This window comes from Terrirubrum flagellatum, from assembly GCF_022059845.1.
GTDB classification, from domain to species: domain Bacteria; phylum Pseudomonadota; class Alphaproteobacteria; order Rhizobiales; family Beijerinckiaceae; genus Terrirubrum; species Terrirubrum flagellatum.
Map to the genome: position 1 here is coordinate 223,339 of NZ_CP091852.1, position 12,689 is coordinate 236,027.

At 63.4% G+C, this 12,689-nt stretch carries 14 protein-coding genes; 10 read left to right on the plus strand and 4 right to left on the minus strand.

The window, feature by feature from the left end:
- Positions 1 to 58 precede the first annotated feature (58 nt).
- Positions 59 to 1,465, plus strand: a complete 1,407-nt coding sequence (locus L8F45_RS27570; RefSeq protein ID WP_342363601.1) for an aminotransferase-like domain-containing protein — start codon at positions 59 to 61, stop codon at positions 1,463 to 1,465.
- Positions 1,466 to 1,494: 29 nt separating this feature from the next.
- On the opposite strand, the gene L8F45_RS27575 is transcribed toward L8F45_RS27570, so the two are convergent.
- Positions 1,495 to 4,089: a helix-turn-helix transcriptional regulator gene (locus L8F45_RS27575; protein ID WP_342363602.1), complete on the minus strand. Its 2,595-nt coding sequence runs from the start codon at positions 4,087 to 4,089 to the stop codon at positions 1,495 to 1,497.
- Positions 4,090 to 4,415: 326 nt separating this feature from the next.
- On the opposite strand from L8F45_RS27575, the gene L8F45_RS27580 reads away from it, so the two are divergent.
- The 4 genes from L8F45_RS27580 (at position 4,416) to L8F45_RS27595 (ending at position 6,197) form a co-directional block, all read left to right on the plus strand.
- Entirely contained in the window at positions 4,416 to 4,838 is a 423-nt protein-coding gene (locus tag L8F45_RS27580) for a GFA family protein (RefSeq protein WP_342363603.1), read from the plus strand.
- Between the two features lie 114 nt (positions 4,839 to 4,952).
- On the plus strand, positions 4,953 to 5,303 hold the full coding sequence (locus L8F45_RS27585; RefSeq protein ID WP_342363604.1) for a hypothetical protein: 351 nt from the start codon (positions 4,953 to 4,955) through the stop codon (positions 5,301 to 5,303).
- A 118-nt stretch (positions 5,304 to 5,421) separates the two neighbouring features.
- Positions 5,422 to 5,874: a hypothetical protein gene (locus L8F45_RS27590; RefSeq protein WP_342363605.1), complete on the plus strand. Its 453-nt coding sequence runs from the start codon at positions 5,422 to 5,424 to the stop codon at positions 5,872 to 5,874.
- A 92-nt stretch (positions 5,875 to 5,966) separates the two neighbouring features.
- A complete protein-coding gene (locus L8F45_RS27595; protein WP_342363606.1) occupies positions 5,967 to 6,197 on the plus strand; it encodes a hypothetical protein in 231 nt (76 codons plus the stop codon).
- 40 nt (positions 6,198 to 6,237) lie between these two features.
- On the opposite strand, the gene L8F45_RS27600 is transcribed toward L8F45_RS27595, so the two are convergent.
- Positions 6,238 to 6,516, minus strand: a complete 279-nt coding sequence (locus L8F45_RS27600; RefSeq protein WP_342363607.1) for a DUF1488 family protein — start codon at positions 6,514 to 6,516, stop codon at positions 6,238 to 6,240.
- A gap of 200 nt (positions 6,517 to 6,716) precedes the next feature.
- Here L8F45_RS27600 and L8F45_RS27605 point away from each other — a divergent pair, with 200 nt between their 5' ends.
- Together L8F45_RS27605 and L8F45_RS27610 are read left to right on the plus strand one after the other, a co-directional pair.
- Positions 6,717 to 7,049: a hypothetical protein gene (locus tag L8F45_RS27605; protein ID WP_342363608.1), complete on the plus strand. Its 333-nt coding sequence runs from the start codon at positions 6,717 to 6,719 to the stop codon at positions 7,047 to 7,049.
- Positions 7,050 to 7,312: 263 nt separating this feature from the next.
- Positions 7,313 to 7,627: a DUF1236 domain-containing protein gene (locus tag L8F45_RS27610; RefSeq protein ID WP_342363609.1), complete on the plus strand. Its 315-nt coding sequence runs from the start codon at positions 7,313 to 7,315 to the stop codon at positions 7,625 to 7,627.
- A 36-nt stretch (positions 7,628 to 7,663) separates the two neighbouring features.
- Here L8F45_RS27610 and L8F45_RS27615 read toward each other — a convergent pair whose 3' ends face one another.
- Positions 7,664 to 7,915, minus strand: coding sequence for a hypothetical protein (locus L8F45_RS27615; protein ID WP_342363610.1), 252 nt, complete (start codon positions 7,913 to 7,915; stop codon positions 7,664 to 7,666).
- A 271-nt stretch (positions 7,916 to 8,186) separates the two neighbouring features.
- Between L8F45_RS27615 and L8F45_RS27620 the strand changes: the two genes are divergently transcribed.
- The gene (locus tag L8F45_RS27620; protein ID WP_342363965.1) at positions 8,187 to 9,710 is read left to right on the plus strand and encodes a PAS domain-containing sensor histidine kinase; all 1,524 of its coding nucleotides are present in this window, start codon (positions 8,187 to 8,189) and stop codon (positions 9,708 to 9,710) included.
- A 16-nt stretch (positions 9,711 to 9,726) separates the two neighbouring features.
- Here the strand turns inward: L8F45_RS27620 and L8F45_RS27625 are convergent, their stop codons facing one another.
- Positions 9,727 to 10,485 carry an SDR family NAD(P)-dependent oxidoreductase gene (locus tag L8F45_RS27625; protein ID WP_342363611.1) on the minus strand — a complete coding sequence of 253 codons (759 nt, stop codon included), beginning with the start codon at positions 10,483 to 10,485 and terminating at the stop codon, positions 9,727 to 9,729.
- Between the two features lie 117 nt (positions 10,486 to 10,602).
- Here L8F45_RS27625 and L8F45_RS27630 point away from each other — a divergent pair, with 117 nt between their 5' ends.
- Entirely contained in the window at positions 10,603 to 12,012 is a 1,410-nt protein-coding gene (locus L8F45_RS27630; protein WP_342363612.1) for an FAD-binding oxidoreductase, read from the plus strand.
- The gene (locus tag L8F45_RS27635) at positions 12,009 to 12,686 is read left to right on the plus strand and encodes a TetR/AcrR family transcriptional regulator (RefSeq protein ID WP_342363613.1); all 678 of its coding nucleotides are present in this window, start codon (positions 12,009 to 12,011) and stop codon (positions 12,684 to 12,686) included. The genes L8F45_RS27630 and L8F45_RS27635 overlap by 4 nt, the downstream gene beginning before the upstream one ends.
- Positions 12,687 to 12,689: the final 3 nt, after the last annotated feature.

A 12,689-nucleotide genomic window follows, 5' to 3' on the forward strand; every position in this document is an offset into this window, starting at 1 on the left:
TACAATTACGCCATACTGTATGGGCCAAGAAAGCCATACAGTTTGAGGCGTAGGGTTGATGGACCAGAGCGGCAGGGCGACCGGCAACGTCATGAATGCGATCCGCGCCAGGATCGCGAGTCGCGCGCTCGCCGCGGACGATCGGCTGCCTTCGATCCGCCAATTCGCCATCGCCATGGGCGTTTCGCCCTCCACTGTGGTGGACGCCTATGATCGCCTCGTGGCTGAAGGTTTGATCCGGGCGCGGCGCGGCTCCGGCTTCTATGTGTCGGCGATGGCCTTGCCGCCGCTCGCGCTGGCGGAAGATCGGCCGCCGCTGGATCGTGCTGTCGATCCGCTCTGGGTGTCGCGCGAGTCGCTCGACGCCGACGCATCGACTCTGAAACCTGGTTGCGGCTGGCTCCCGGCGAACTGGATGCCGACCGATGCGCTGCGCCGCGCCGCCCGCGCTCTCGCTCGCGCTGATGACGCCGTGTTGACCGACTATGGCGGCACGCGTGGTGCAACTTCGCTTCGCCGCGTTTTGATGGCGCGCTTCGTCGAGGAAGGAATCGAGACGTCGTCCGCCCAACTCATGCTGACGAGTTCGGGCACGCAAGCAGTCGACCTCATCTGCCGTTTCCTGCTGCGCCCCGGCGACACCGTGCTTGTCGACGATCCCTGCTATTTCAATTTCAGAGCCCTGCTCCGCGCCCATCAGGTGAAGATCGTCAGCGCGCCCTACACGCCGTCGGGCCCCGACATCGCGGCTTTCGAGGCCGTTCTCGCCGCCGAGCGGCCGCGCCTTTATGTCACCAATTCGGCGCTTCACAATCCGACAGGCGCAACGCTCTCGGCGCATGCCGCGCATCGCGTGCTGAACGCGGCGGCGGCTCATGACCTCATCATTGTCGAGGATGACATCTTCGGCGATTTCGAACCGGAGCCTTCGCCGCGGCTGGCCGCGCTCGATGGCCTCCACCGCGTCATCCGCATCGGCAGCTTTTCAAAGACGCTGTCCGGCTCGGCGCGCTGCGGCTATATCGCCGCACGGCCGGACTGGATCGAGGATCTCGTCAACCTTCAGGTCGCGACCAATTTCGGTGGGCCGAGCCCGATCGCCACCGAGCTGATCGCAAATGTTCTCTCAAGCGGCGGCTATCGCAAGCATATGGAGGAGCTGCGTAGGCGCCTCGCTCGCGCGCAACGCCTGACGATCGAGAAACTGCAGCGCGTCGGAATCGAACCCTGGCTCAGGCCGCGCGGCGGCTTCAACCTCTGGTGCCGCCTTCCCGAAGGCGCCGACTCCGCAGCAGTCGCGCGCCGCGCGCGGACCGAGAACGTCGTGCTCGCGCCGGGCAACGTCTACAGCGCGTCGCAATCCGCAGCGGAGTTCATGCGCTTCAACGTGGCGCAATGCGGCGATCCGAAATTGTTCGCTATTCTCGCGCGCGCGATCGAGCATTCCAGACGCGCATCCCTCTGATCATGTCGTCGTTGGATTGCGCGCACGCGCTATTCAGCAGCGACGATCTGCTCCTCCAGCGCCTTCGAGGCCGCCTGCATGCGCGAACTCACGCCCATCTTGGACAGGATGGAGGAGACGTGATGATCAACCGTCTTCGGCGAGATGCGCAGCGCGTCCGCGATCTGCATGTTCGTCATGCCCGGTTGAAGCAGGCCGAGGATTTGAAGTTCGCGCTGCGTGAGACTGTGCGGGCTCCCGCGATTGACGCTGCGCGGGCCGCGCGGAATTCGCTGGACGCCATCGCCCCGCATCCGCCTGCGCAAATTCGCAGCGGCAGGCTCCGCTCCCAGCCGGTCGAAAATATCAAGCGCTGCGAATTTTGCTCTGGAATCTCCCTCCGACAGCGCGCGCGCATGCTCATACGGGCAGCCCATCCGCTCCCATGCTTTCGCGGCTTCGCGCCATTCGCCCCTGATCTGCAGGGCGAACGGAGCGGCGCAGCAGGCCGGGGGCTTGACCGCCCTCCCCGCCTTCCAGAGCCAGTAGGCAAGCTCTCCGACATGCCAGGATTGCTGGCGAGCTTCTGCGAGATCGTAGATTGAACGCGCCTCCTCGATCGCCTGCGCGTCGTCGCCGGCGAACCAGGCGGCCTCGGCGCGCGCGGACCTCGCTGGCGCAAGCCGCTGCAAGCTGTTGCTCTGTGATGCGAGTTCAAGCGCCGCGTTGAGCGCGCTTGCGGCGCCCGGCGCTCCCTGCCGCGACCAGATGCGTCCGAGCGCGATCCAGGCGACGATCCTGCTGATCGTGGCGCTTGGCCGCTGCACGACGGATTCCGCGAGTTCGGCCGCCTCCCGCCAGCGCCCCTGATAGAAGCGGACCAGCGCGAGCCACGCGGTCTGATAATGCGTGGCGTGATCGAGATCGCGATCATTCGCATATTTGAGACCGTCCAGCAGATGCCGCTCGGCCTCCTCGAACTGATATTGTTCGCCGTAACTCGCGCCAAGATTGGAATAGATGATGCCGACGAGCGCATCGAGCCCTTCGGATTTCGCGAGTCGCATGCTGCTGTCGAGATGCGCCCGGCCGCGCGCGTCGCCGCCGACAAGAAGGGCTGATCCGACCACGAGTTCGGCGGCCGACACGGTTCTTGAGTCGTGAAACTGCGATGCGAGCGCAACCGCTTTCTCGCCCCAGCTCACCGCGGCCGGAATGTCCCGATCCATCATCCGGAGATGAGCCTGAATCTGGTAGGCCGATGCGAGTTGAGACCCGGCGGGAAGCTTCTCCAGCATCTCGATGGCGCGAAGGCTGGCCTGGTCCGCTTCCGCATTCCGGCCGCTGCGCGCCAGCGGCCACGCCGACGCCGCCAGCGTTTCGCCCGCGCGCAACATTTCTCCCTGTCGCAGCCAAAGTTCGACAGCTTCACGTCGCGCTTCATTCGCTTGGTCGAGCTCATCGATGATGGAGCTCTCCTCGGCGTAGGCGTTCAGCATCTCGGCCTTCGCCTCAGGCTCAAGCGAGTCCGTGGCGTCCAACACTTTCCGACAGAGCGCCGCCGCGGCCCGATGCGCGCCCGCTTTCGCAGACATTTGCGCCGCCGCGGTTCCGTAAGCGACGAGCGCATCGGCATCTCCGGCCTGATCGGCGAAGTAAGCCAGCCGCGAAAGGTCGCTCTGGCTCGAGCTTGTATTCGACAGGATGGCGAGCGCCTTGCGGTGATGCTCGCGCCGACGGCCGGGATCGAGGCTCGCAAGCACGGCGTCGCGTATCAGCTCGTGGCGGAACGAGACCTGGCGGCCGACGGATTCCGTCAGGCCGCGCGCTTCGCATTCGCAAATGTCTTCTGTCGCGGTTGCGATCGCCCGCTCAAGCAGCGCGAGATCCACGCGGCTCCCAAGCACCGCGGCCATTTCGAGCGCCTGTCGCGCGCCTGCGCTGAGGCGGGCGACGCGCGCCAGCACGGATTCATGCACCGTCGGCGGAAGCCCCTGCCCTTCGTGGCGAAGCAGTTCAGCGACATAAAAAGGATTTCCGGAGCTTTGGCGATGAATCAACTCGCAATCGCGCGACGCGTCGCCGGCAAGCTGCTTAACCGCGCGCAGCGACAATCGCTCAGGCCTTATTCGCACCGTGGTGCGACAGGCGGCGAAATCGCCAAGCAGAATTCGCAGCGGGCGGCTGCACCCCAGCTCATCATCTCTGTAGGTCAGGATGAGCAGGATCGAGCATTGATCGATGCGACGACTGAGATATCGAATGAGATCGAGCGTCGCCTCGTCGGCCCAATGAATGTCCTCGAAAATGAGAATTGCGCCGGAGAGGGACCGAAGGATCGCCATGACCGAGGCGAAGATGGCTGATCGCGAAATATCCCGGGAAAGCTGATCGCGCAGCGCCTTGTCGAGCTGATCTGCGATGTCGTGGAGCGGCGCAAGCGGCGCGGGCGTGAACAGCGAGTCGCAATGCGCGCGTATGACGCGGCAGCGTTCACGCGCCTTCACGACAAAGTGATCGATAAGCGACGTCTTGCCGATGCCGGCTTCGCCGCTCACGAGGATCGTCTGCCCGACGCCTCCGATCGCCGATTCAAGAGCGGCGCCCAGCGTCTTGAGCGAAATGTCACGTTCCAGCAGCGCCATTTTCGATTTTGAATTCCCGAGGTCGATGCGTCCGAGAATCGGAGCCCGAGACTCTTCCGCATCTGGCTTGCATGACCCATCCCCACCTTCGATGGCGACGGCGTGAATGCGCGCATTGTGCGCTGGCGCACAGCGCTCGAACTCGCTGAACAGCGCGCGGGCGACCAGCGTGATCGCGCCTCACATAAAATCAAGGGATTGGAGACGTCACGCGCGCGCTGAGGCGCAGAGATAGGGAACAGGGCGCGAAATATGGGGAGCCGCTCCCGATGCGCGCTGCATGCCCCATCATCAGGTTCGCCGATCTTGAAACAGAGCGAACCAACATGAACCATACAGGACGCTGCTTCTGCGGCGCAGTTGAAGTCGAAGTCGCTGGCGAGCCCGAAGCGATGGGCTATTGCCATTGCAGCTCGTGCCGATCCTGGTCAGGCGGCCCCGTCAACGCATTCAGCCTCTGGCGGCCCGAAGCCGTCAAGGTTGCGGCGGGCTCGGAATATCTGTCGACGTTCAAGAAAACCTTTCTTAGCGAACGGAAATATTGCGCGAAGTGCGGCGGTCATCTCATGACAAATCATCCGCCGCTCGGATTGATCGACGTCTTCACCGCGACGATCCCGACGCTGGAGTTCAAGCCTTCGGTTCACGTCAACTATGCCGAGACCGTGCTGCCGATGCGCGACGGCTTACCGAAACTGAAGGATTTTCCGGCCGCCTTTGGCGGCTCCGGTGAAGAAGTGGCGGAATAAATCCGTAGCGCGGCGCCCTCTCCCGGCGCCGCGAAAACTGGCGCGGCCGGCGATCATTCTCGTCCGGCCGCGCCTTCATCGCGAGGGGCTTGCACGCATCAGCAAGGATTGCACATGTTGAACTCGCGGACCCTTCCCGATCAAAGCTATCTCGCCCTGAAGATCTATTTCTTCAGTATCTTCGCCCTTGTTCTGTTCGCCGCCTACACGAAGGCGGCGAAGGATATCCCGTCAGGAATGAGGAGTTGTCTCGCCCTTGATGTCTATGTCACGACGGCCATCGAGGATAACGGGGCGCGCGCGACGGCGAGCGCGACCGAACTTGCCGCCGCGGCGCTGAATCAATTGAAGGCCCGTGGCCTTTGCGATGCGGGCCGGTTTGACGAGGGGATCCGCATCTATCAGGCGATCGATCTTCCCGTCTGCGCGCGGGAAGGCTGCGCCTCTCCGCCGTCGCAGGACTAACTCTGAAACGCGTCAGGCCAACGCGCGTCCAGGGATCGCGACGGCGCCATGCTCAGGCGACGCATTCGACATCATCTGGTTCGCTGCCGATATCACCCAAATCGCCCGGGAGCTTGTTTTGGTATCACCCATGTTCTGGCGCTCGCCTGCGGGGCCGCGCTTCTTCTGGAATGTCACCGGCAGCGTCGGCAAGAATTCCCCAAATCAGGCCGATGACGTTGAGCTGATCCAGTTCTGCTGTTTGTTGATCGCAGATGGCGGGCGCTCCATCGATGAGGTGAAGCGGGTTACGCCGGGCGCGCCATGCAGCGGCGCCGACAATGATCCGCTGGTGATCGCGATCAAAGCGCTCGAGAAGGCCAATGGCACGCCAAGGATCGATGGCTGGATCTCGCGGCTGCCAAACGATGTCTTCTACAGCGATCATGGCAAGCATCAATATGTGCTCACATCGCTCAATGCGCTGCTGATGGGGCGGTTTCCCGACACGTTTCCACGGATTGATCAGGACGGGCGATGCCCGCCGCGCCTCAAGGAGGCCGTGAAGAAGTTCTTTGCGCCGACCTCCTGACGCGCGGCCACGCGCTTTGCCCGGATGCGGGCGCGCCTTGCTTCGCTCAGGCGCCGCTGAGCAGCTCAATTGATGCAATGGAGTGATTCTGGATGACATCGCCAACACAGCAGGCGTTGCAAAGCCTGAGAAGCGCGCGGATGTTTCTCGATCAGGAGGCGGCCGCGATTGATGATTCCGTCGCTCTCAACAACGCCCTGAAGCAGTCGCTGCTTTGCGTCATCGAAGCGCTGTCGGCGATCGCGACCGGGCAGCGCGCGACCTACATGCTGCTCGAGGAGGTGCAGAAGCTGTTGCAGCAGCCGCGCTTCACACGGCCCTGATCGCCTTCACTTCGGGCGACCACGCTATCGCGCGTGCGGGTTACGGAATGTCTTGGGCGCGAACCTCGACCAGGCCGTCTTCCGTCACGTCGCCATTGTCGAATTTCCGGCTGGCGAGACGTTCGATCTCGGCTCGGCGCGCGATGAAGACGGCGGCCTCGGATATTTCCAGCGCGTCAGTGTGATATTTGGTGCGGAGGTCCTGAAGGGCCTCGATCGTGATCAGACAAGGCTGCTGCCGGTCCCCGTTCAGCATCGGGAACACAATGCCTCGCTCCGTCGTGGCGATCGGCGGGTTCTCGATAGGAATAAGCGCCACTTCGATCCTCCTGCGAGCGATAACGCATGGGCGCCGATTCTGTTCGACGCCGCCGCCTGCGCCGCAGCAAGCGCCATGCCCGGCGACGCGTTGTTCCCTTCCGCTCCTCGCGCCGTTAAGATTGCGCGATGAGACATGCAGAACGAAACGCGCCAAATTCTTCGGCGCCCGCCGCGCGAGCGGCGCGCACGGGCGCGGCGATGACGGATAGTCGCGCGATCCGCGATCTTCGCGACCGGCTTCTGGCGGAACACGCCGACGTGATGCGGCGGCTTCATCAACGGCTTGCCCTCGACCGGGAGCTTGGCCCTTTTGGCGAACTCGATGAATCCTCGAAGGATCATCTCATCGACGAAGCCGCGAAAATGTGCGCCGCCTGGGAAAAAGACGCCGCGCTGCGCGAGTCCCATGTCGCAGGCCAGAGCGAAGTGGTCGATCTCGTCGCGAAGCAGCATCAACTCGCGCAGCAGATTCACGCTGCGGAAGGGCGAAAGAATGGAGGGATTGGAGGCTTCGCGGAAGCGAGGCTCTGACGCGTAGGGCGTCGCGCGCGAAATCACTCATTGATTTGCGCGACGATCGATAGGCCGGCCCCTTTGCCCGGCTCATTCAAGCGAGGTTCATGTCGACTGGCGAAAATAGCCGCCATGGCGCGTCGCCTCAGGCGTGACGGGCCCGCCATACGCTTGCGCGTGAAGCTGCTGAATTTATGCACTTTTCCAGATTGAAGCGCCGGAACATTTCTCTCAGCTCCTGATTTCCCGGCGGGGGGATATTCCCGAAAAGGAGAATCCCTATGAAACTTCGACTTGTAGCGCTCGCAGCATTCACCACGCTTGGGCTCGCCGCGGCGTCAGCGCAGACCACGACCACAGAAACGGTGATCACGACGGATCAGGCGGCGAAGGTGAAGACCTACGTCATGAAGGAGCAGCGGCCGTCCGTGAAGATCCAGGAGAAGGTCGCAGTCGGAGCAACCTTGCCGTCGAGCGTCCAGTTCTATGCGCTGCCGGCGGATGTCGGCGTCACCAAATATCGCTATGGCGTCGTGAACGATCAGACCGTTCTGGTGGAGCCGTCGAGCCGGAAGATCGTCCGGATCATCGAATAACGACAATTGCGGCCCGCCCAGGCGCGGGCCGCTTTTTCAGATGTCGGACGAAACGACGCCGAGCTTCGCCTTCATCTGCGCTTTCGACATGCATGAGACGTCGTAAGTGACCTGCTTGCCTTTCAGCTTCGGGTCCGCCGCGAATTGATGGGTCATTGAATCAACAATTCGATCGACCGCCGCCTCGCAAGCCGCTTCGGAGGTGAAGCCGGTCTCGCTGAAACGCGCTTCGCTGCACGGCGCGGTGCCTGCGACGCAGGCCGTAATCACCATCGTGAAGATGTCCATTGGAATTTCCCCCAGCGCTTCAACCCCAGACTTGAAGCAAGCCGTGCGCCATGTTTGGGCGCATTGGTTGTCGATCAGTTAAATCGGCGCCAGGCGATTCAGCGGCTCACCGGTGGGAAATGCCGTCTTACAGTCATGGCCTTCGCGGTCATGCCGGAACAAGTCGCGCGTCAATGCGTTTTCTTCGCTGGCTATAGTCTATTTGATTGGATTTGGTTGGAGGGGTAGTTTGAACGCGGGTCAGCTCAATAGAGGCCGGGCGCTCGACGGAATGGACGCCTATCGCGTCCTGATTGAGAACATCACCGATTACGCGATCTACATGCTCGACAGCGAAGGGTGCGTTGCGAGCTGGAACGCCGGCGCCCAGCGCTTCAAGGGTTACTGCGCAAGCGAAATCATCGGCCGCCATTTCTCAAACTTTTATACCGAAGAGGATCGCGCCGATGGGCTGCCGCTGCGGGCGCTGACCATCGCTAGGACCGAAGGTCGTTTCGAGAATGAGGGCTGGCGATTGCGAAAGGATGGCAGCCGGTTCTGGGCGCATGTCGTCATCGATCCCATTCGTTCACCGTCGGGCGATCTGATTGGCTACGCCAAGATCACGCGCGATCTGACAGAGCGTAAGGAATCGGAACGCGCGTTGGAGCGGACGCGGGAGGCGCTCGTTCAGGCGCAGAAGATGGAAGCGATCGGCCAGCTCACCGGCGGCGTCGCGCACGACTTCAACAATCTGCTGAGCGCCGTGCTCGGCAGTCTCGAACTGGCCCAAAAGCATGTGCCGGATCCTTCGCCGGCGAGCGCTTTGATGCGCAACGCCGTGCTGGCGGCCCGTCGCGGCGCTGCGATGACGCAGCGAATGCTTGCCTTCGCCCGACGGCAGGAATTGAAGCGACAGGCCGTCGATGTCGTCGCGCTGGTGCGCGGCATGGCCGACCTGATGCAACGCTCGATCGGTCCCGCAGTGACGATCGAGACGCGGTTCCCCCTCAATCTTCCTTTGGTCTGGGCTGATCCCAATCAGCTTGAAACAGCGCTGCTCAATCTTGCGGTCAATGCGCGCGACGCGATGCCGGAGGGCGGCCCTCTCGTTATCGCCGTGCGCGCCGAGGCCGCCGGTGAAGACGGTCCCCACAGACTTACGCCGGGAGAGTATGTCTGCATCTCCGTCACCGACGCCGGCGAGGGCATGGACGAGGAAACCCTTTCGCGCGCGATGGAGCCATTCTTCACGACGAAGGGCGTCGGCAAGGGCACCGGTCTTGGCCTCTCCATGGTGCATGGGCTTGCCGAACAGTTCGGCGGGCGGCTCACTCTCGCAAGTCGTTTGGGTCAAGGCACGACGGCCGAAATCTGGCTCCCCGTTTCCAGCGCGGCTCAACCGGTGGCGCCGCCGCCGGAAGAAGTAGAGCCCGCAAACGTGAGGCCGCTCAGAATCTTGGCTGTCGATGACGATGATCTCGTTCTGATGAACACGGCGGCGATGCTGGAGGATTTCGGCCACACGGTGTTGGAGGCGAATTCCGGGCCGCAGGCTCTCGACCTTTTGCGGCGGGGCGAGAAGGTCGATCTCGTGATTTCCGATCACGCGATGCCGCGCATGACCGGCTCCCAGATGGCGGCCGAGATCGCGGCGAAGTGGCCCGAGCTGCCAATCGTTCTCGCAACGGGCTATGCGGAATTGCCGGAGGGCGGAGACGCCGCGCATTTGCGCCTCGCCAAGCCCTTCACGCAGGCGCAACTTCAGCGCGTCATCGGCGCCGTCATGCGAGCGCGCGTCAGCAGCAGCGCCTGATCCGGCGTCCGCGGGCTCAGACCGCCAGCGTCTGTCCGCCATCGACGAGAATCGTCTGGCCGGTGATCCATCGCGCGAAGGGCGACGCGAGAAAAAGCGCGACGTCGGCGACGTCATCGGGCTGCCCGAAACGGCCGAAGGGAATGCTCGCTTCGGTCCGCCGATAGAGTTCTGCGTTCGCCGTCCGGCATCCGTCCCACCAGCCGCCTGGGAAATCGGTCGAACCCGGCGCGATGCAGTTCACGCGGATGCGTTTTCGCGCCAGCCGCGCCGCATGCGACTGCGTGAAATGGATGAGGCCGGCTTTGGCCGCGCCATAGGCTTCGCTATGCGGCGACGGCTGAAGCGCCGAGCGTGAGGACAGGTTGATGATCGCCGCGCGATCCGATTTTTCGAGATGGGGAAGCGCGGCGCGGCAGGCGCGCTGCGTCGCCATGAGATCGACCGCGATCACCGCCTGCCAATCCTCTTCCGTGTTGCCGCTGGCTTTTCCCGAAGCGTTGTTCACGAGGATGTCGAGCCCGCCGAGCGCAATTGCGGCTTCGCTCACAGCGGCTTCGAGCGACGCCTTCTCCGCCGCGTCGCAGGCGATCGCGTGAACAGGCCGACCGTGGCGCGCGATCCGCGCCCTCGCCTCCTCCAGCATCCCCTCCGTTCGCGCGCAGATGGCGACCCCTGCCCCGGCCTCCGCATAGCGGTCGGCGATGGCGAAACCGATGCCGCGGCTGGCGCCGATCACGAGCGCGCGGAGGCCGGTCAGGTCGAAGGCGATCATGGAGCGACGCTAGCATAGCCTCTGCCGCCTGCGTGATAAATTTCTGGCCGAAATAGAAATTTGCGTTGTATGACGGCGAAGCCCATTGCAGGGTCTCAGGGTTGGAATGGCTGGGCGATGGAACGGAACTGGATCGAAAAGCTGCGGGGCGAATTCGGTGAGCAGGTCTCCACCGCGGCCGCGGTGCGTGAGCAGCACGGGCGCGACGAATCCTATCACGAGACCGCGCCGCCCGACGCCGTGTTGTTCGCGCGATCGACCGAAGACGTGTCGCGAGCCGTCTGCATCTGCGCCGCGGATCGTGTTCCCGTGATCCCGTTTGGCGCCGGCACCTCGCTTGAAGGACATGTCGCGGCGCTGCATGGCGGGCTGAGCATCGATCTCTCCCGCATGAACGAGATCCTCGAAGTCAATGACGGCGATCTCGATGCGACCGTGCAGGCCGGCGTGACGCGCATGCAATTGAACCGGCATCTGCGCGACCGCGGCCTCTTCTTTCCCGTCGATCCCGGCGCCGACGCGACGCTCGGCGGCATGGCGGCGACGCGCGCTTCCGGCACCAACGCGGTGCGCTATGGAACCATGCGCGACAATGTCGTGGCGCTGACCGTCGTGCTCGCCGACGGGCGCGTCATCCGCACCTCGACGCGGGCGCGGAAATCTTCCGCGGGCTATGATCTCACGCGGCTGTTCGTCGGTTCGGAAGGCACGCTTGGCGTGTTCACCGAAATCACGGTCAAGCTGCAGGGAATCCCCGAGACGATCGCCGCTGCGGTCTGCGCCTTTCCCGATGTGGGCAGCGCGATCGATGCGACCATGGAGATCATCCAGTCCGGCGTCTCGGTCGCGCGCATCGAACTGCTCGACGATTTCTCGATGGGGGCGTTCGTCAGGCATTTCGGCATCGACATGAAAGTCGCGCCGACTTTGTTCTTCGAGTTTCATGGCGGGCGCGCTTCGGTCGAGGAGCAATCGCGCCTCGCCGCCGAGATTTCCGCGTCTCATGGCGGCGCCGACTTCAACTGGTCGACCGACGCTGACGCGCGCGCGAAGCTCTGGCAGGCGCGGCACAACATGCATTATGCGCTGCTGGCGCTCAGGCCCGGCGCGAAGGCCTGGGGCACCGATGTCTGCGTGCCGATCTCGCGCCTTGGCGAATGTTTGCGCGAAACGCGCGAGGACACCGCGAAGGCTTCGTTTCCTGTCTCCTGCCTCGGCCATGTCGGCGACGGCAACTTCCATCTGGGGTTCCTGATCAAGCCGGATGATCCGCGCGAACTCGCCGAAGCCACGGGCCTCAATGATCGGCTTGTGAATCGCGCGCTGAAACTCGGCGGCACCTGCACCGGCGAGCATGGCGTCGGCCATGGCAAGACGAAGTTTCTCGCCCGCGAGCATGGCGAGGCGCTCGACGTCATGCGCATGATCAAGGCGACGCTCGATCCCCTGAACATCCTCAATCCCGGCAAGGTTCTGCCGCCTGTCGATGCGTCAGAACATTTGAAGCTTGCAGGAGCGGCGGAATGAGCGACAGCCCGGCTACAGCTCCCGCCGGCCGCGCCAAGACCACGCGCGTCAGCCGCAAGGCGCTCGGACGCAAGCCTTCGAAAAAGTCAGGCGCGACGCGCAGCAAGATTCTCGCGGCCGCCGCAAAAGTATTTGCGAGCAACGGCTATCAGCTCACCAAGCTCAGCGACATCGCGCGCGAGGTCGACATCCATGTCACCGCGCTGAACTATCATTTCGAGACGAAGGATCATCTCGTCGAGGAGATGATGAACGCGCTCGTGCATCATGTTTCGGAGAGCGTGCAGGCTGGCGTCGCCGCGCTTCCCGCGACCGCGACCCATCGTGAGCGCATTCTCGTCGGCGCGGTGGCGTTCCTGCAGGCGATTCTCGAACAGAAGGATTTCATCACCGCGCACGGCCATGTGCTCTATCAGGTGCCGCAGGAGGTGCGCGATCGACATTTCGTCCATCTCGCGGAAGCCAACGTGTTCTGGCGTCGCCTGATCCTCGAAGCGTGGCAGAAGGGCGAATTGCGGCGTTCGCTCAATCCATCGCTGGCGATGCAGATGCTGATGGGAACGCTGATCTGGACGCGCGAATGGTATCGGCCGGGACGCGACACTCCGGCCGAGATCGCGACCGAGATCATCGATATTCTCTTCGATGGGATGGGCGCGCGGCCTCAGAAGTGATTT

Bases quoted from the DNA above. Each gene is read 5' to 3' on its own strand.
- L8F45_RS27570 (WP_342363601.1), top strand. From the start codon at position 59: ATGGACCAGAGCGGCAGGGCGACCGGCAACGTCATGAATGCGATCCGC.
- L8F45_RS27575 (WP_342363602.1), bottom strand. From the start codon at position 4,089: ATGGCGCTGCTGGAACGTGACATTTCGCTCAAGACGCTGGGCGCCGCT.
- L8F45_RS27580 (WP_342363603.1), top strand. From the start codon at position 4,416: ATGAACCATACAGGACGCTGCTTCTGCGGCGCAGTTGAAGTCGAAGTC.
- L8F45_RS27585 (WP_342363604.1), top strand. From the start codon at position 4,953: ATGTTGAACTCGCGGACCCTTCCCGATCAAAGCTATCTCGCCCTGAAG.
- L8F45_RS27595 (WP_342363606.1), top strand. From the start codon at position 5,967: ATGACATCGCCAACACAGCAGGCGTTGCAAAGCCTGAGAAGCGCGCGG.
- L8F45_RS27605 (WP_342363608.1), top strand. From the start codon at position 6,717: ATGACGGATAGTCGCGCGATCCGCGATCTTCGCGACCGGCTTCTGGCG.
- L8F45_RS27610 (WP_342363609.1), top strand. From the start codon at position 7,313: ATGAAACTTCGACTTGTAGCGCTCGCAGCATTCACCACGCTTGGGCTC.
- L8F45_RS27615 (WP_342363610.1), bottom strand. From the start codon at position 7,915: ATGGACATCTTCACGATGGTGATTACGGCCTGCGTCGCAGGCACCGCG.
- L8F45_RS27620 (WP_342363965.1), top strand. From the start codon at position 8,187: ATGGACGCCTATCGCGTCCTGATTGAGAACATCACCGATTACGCGATC.
- L8F45_RS27625 (WP_342363611.1), bottom strand. From the start codon at position 10,485: ATGATCGCCTTCGACCTGACCGGCCTCCGCGCGCTCGTGATCGGCGCC.
- L8F45_RS27630 (WP_342363612.1), top strand. From the start codon at position 10,603: ATGGAACGGAACTGGATCGAAAAGCTGCGGGGCGAATTCGGTGAGCAG.
- L8F45_RS27635 (WP_342363613.1), top strand. From the start codon at position 12,009: ATGAGCGACAGCCCGGCTACAGCTCCCGCCGGCCGCGCCAAGACCACG.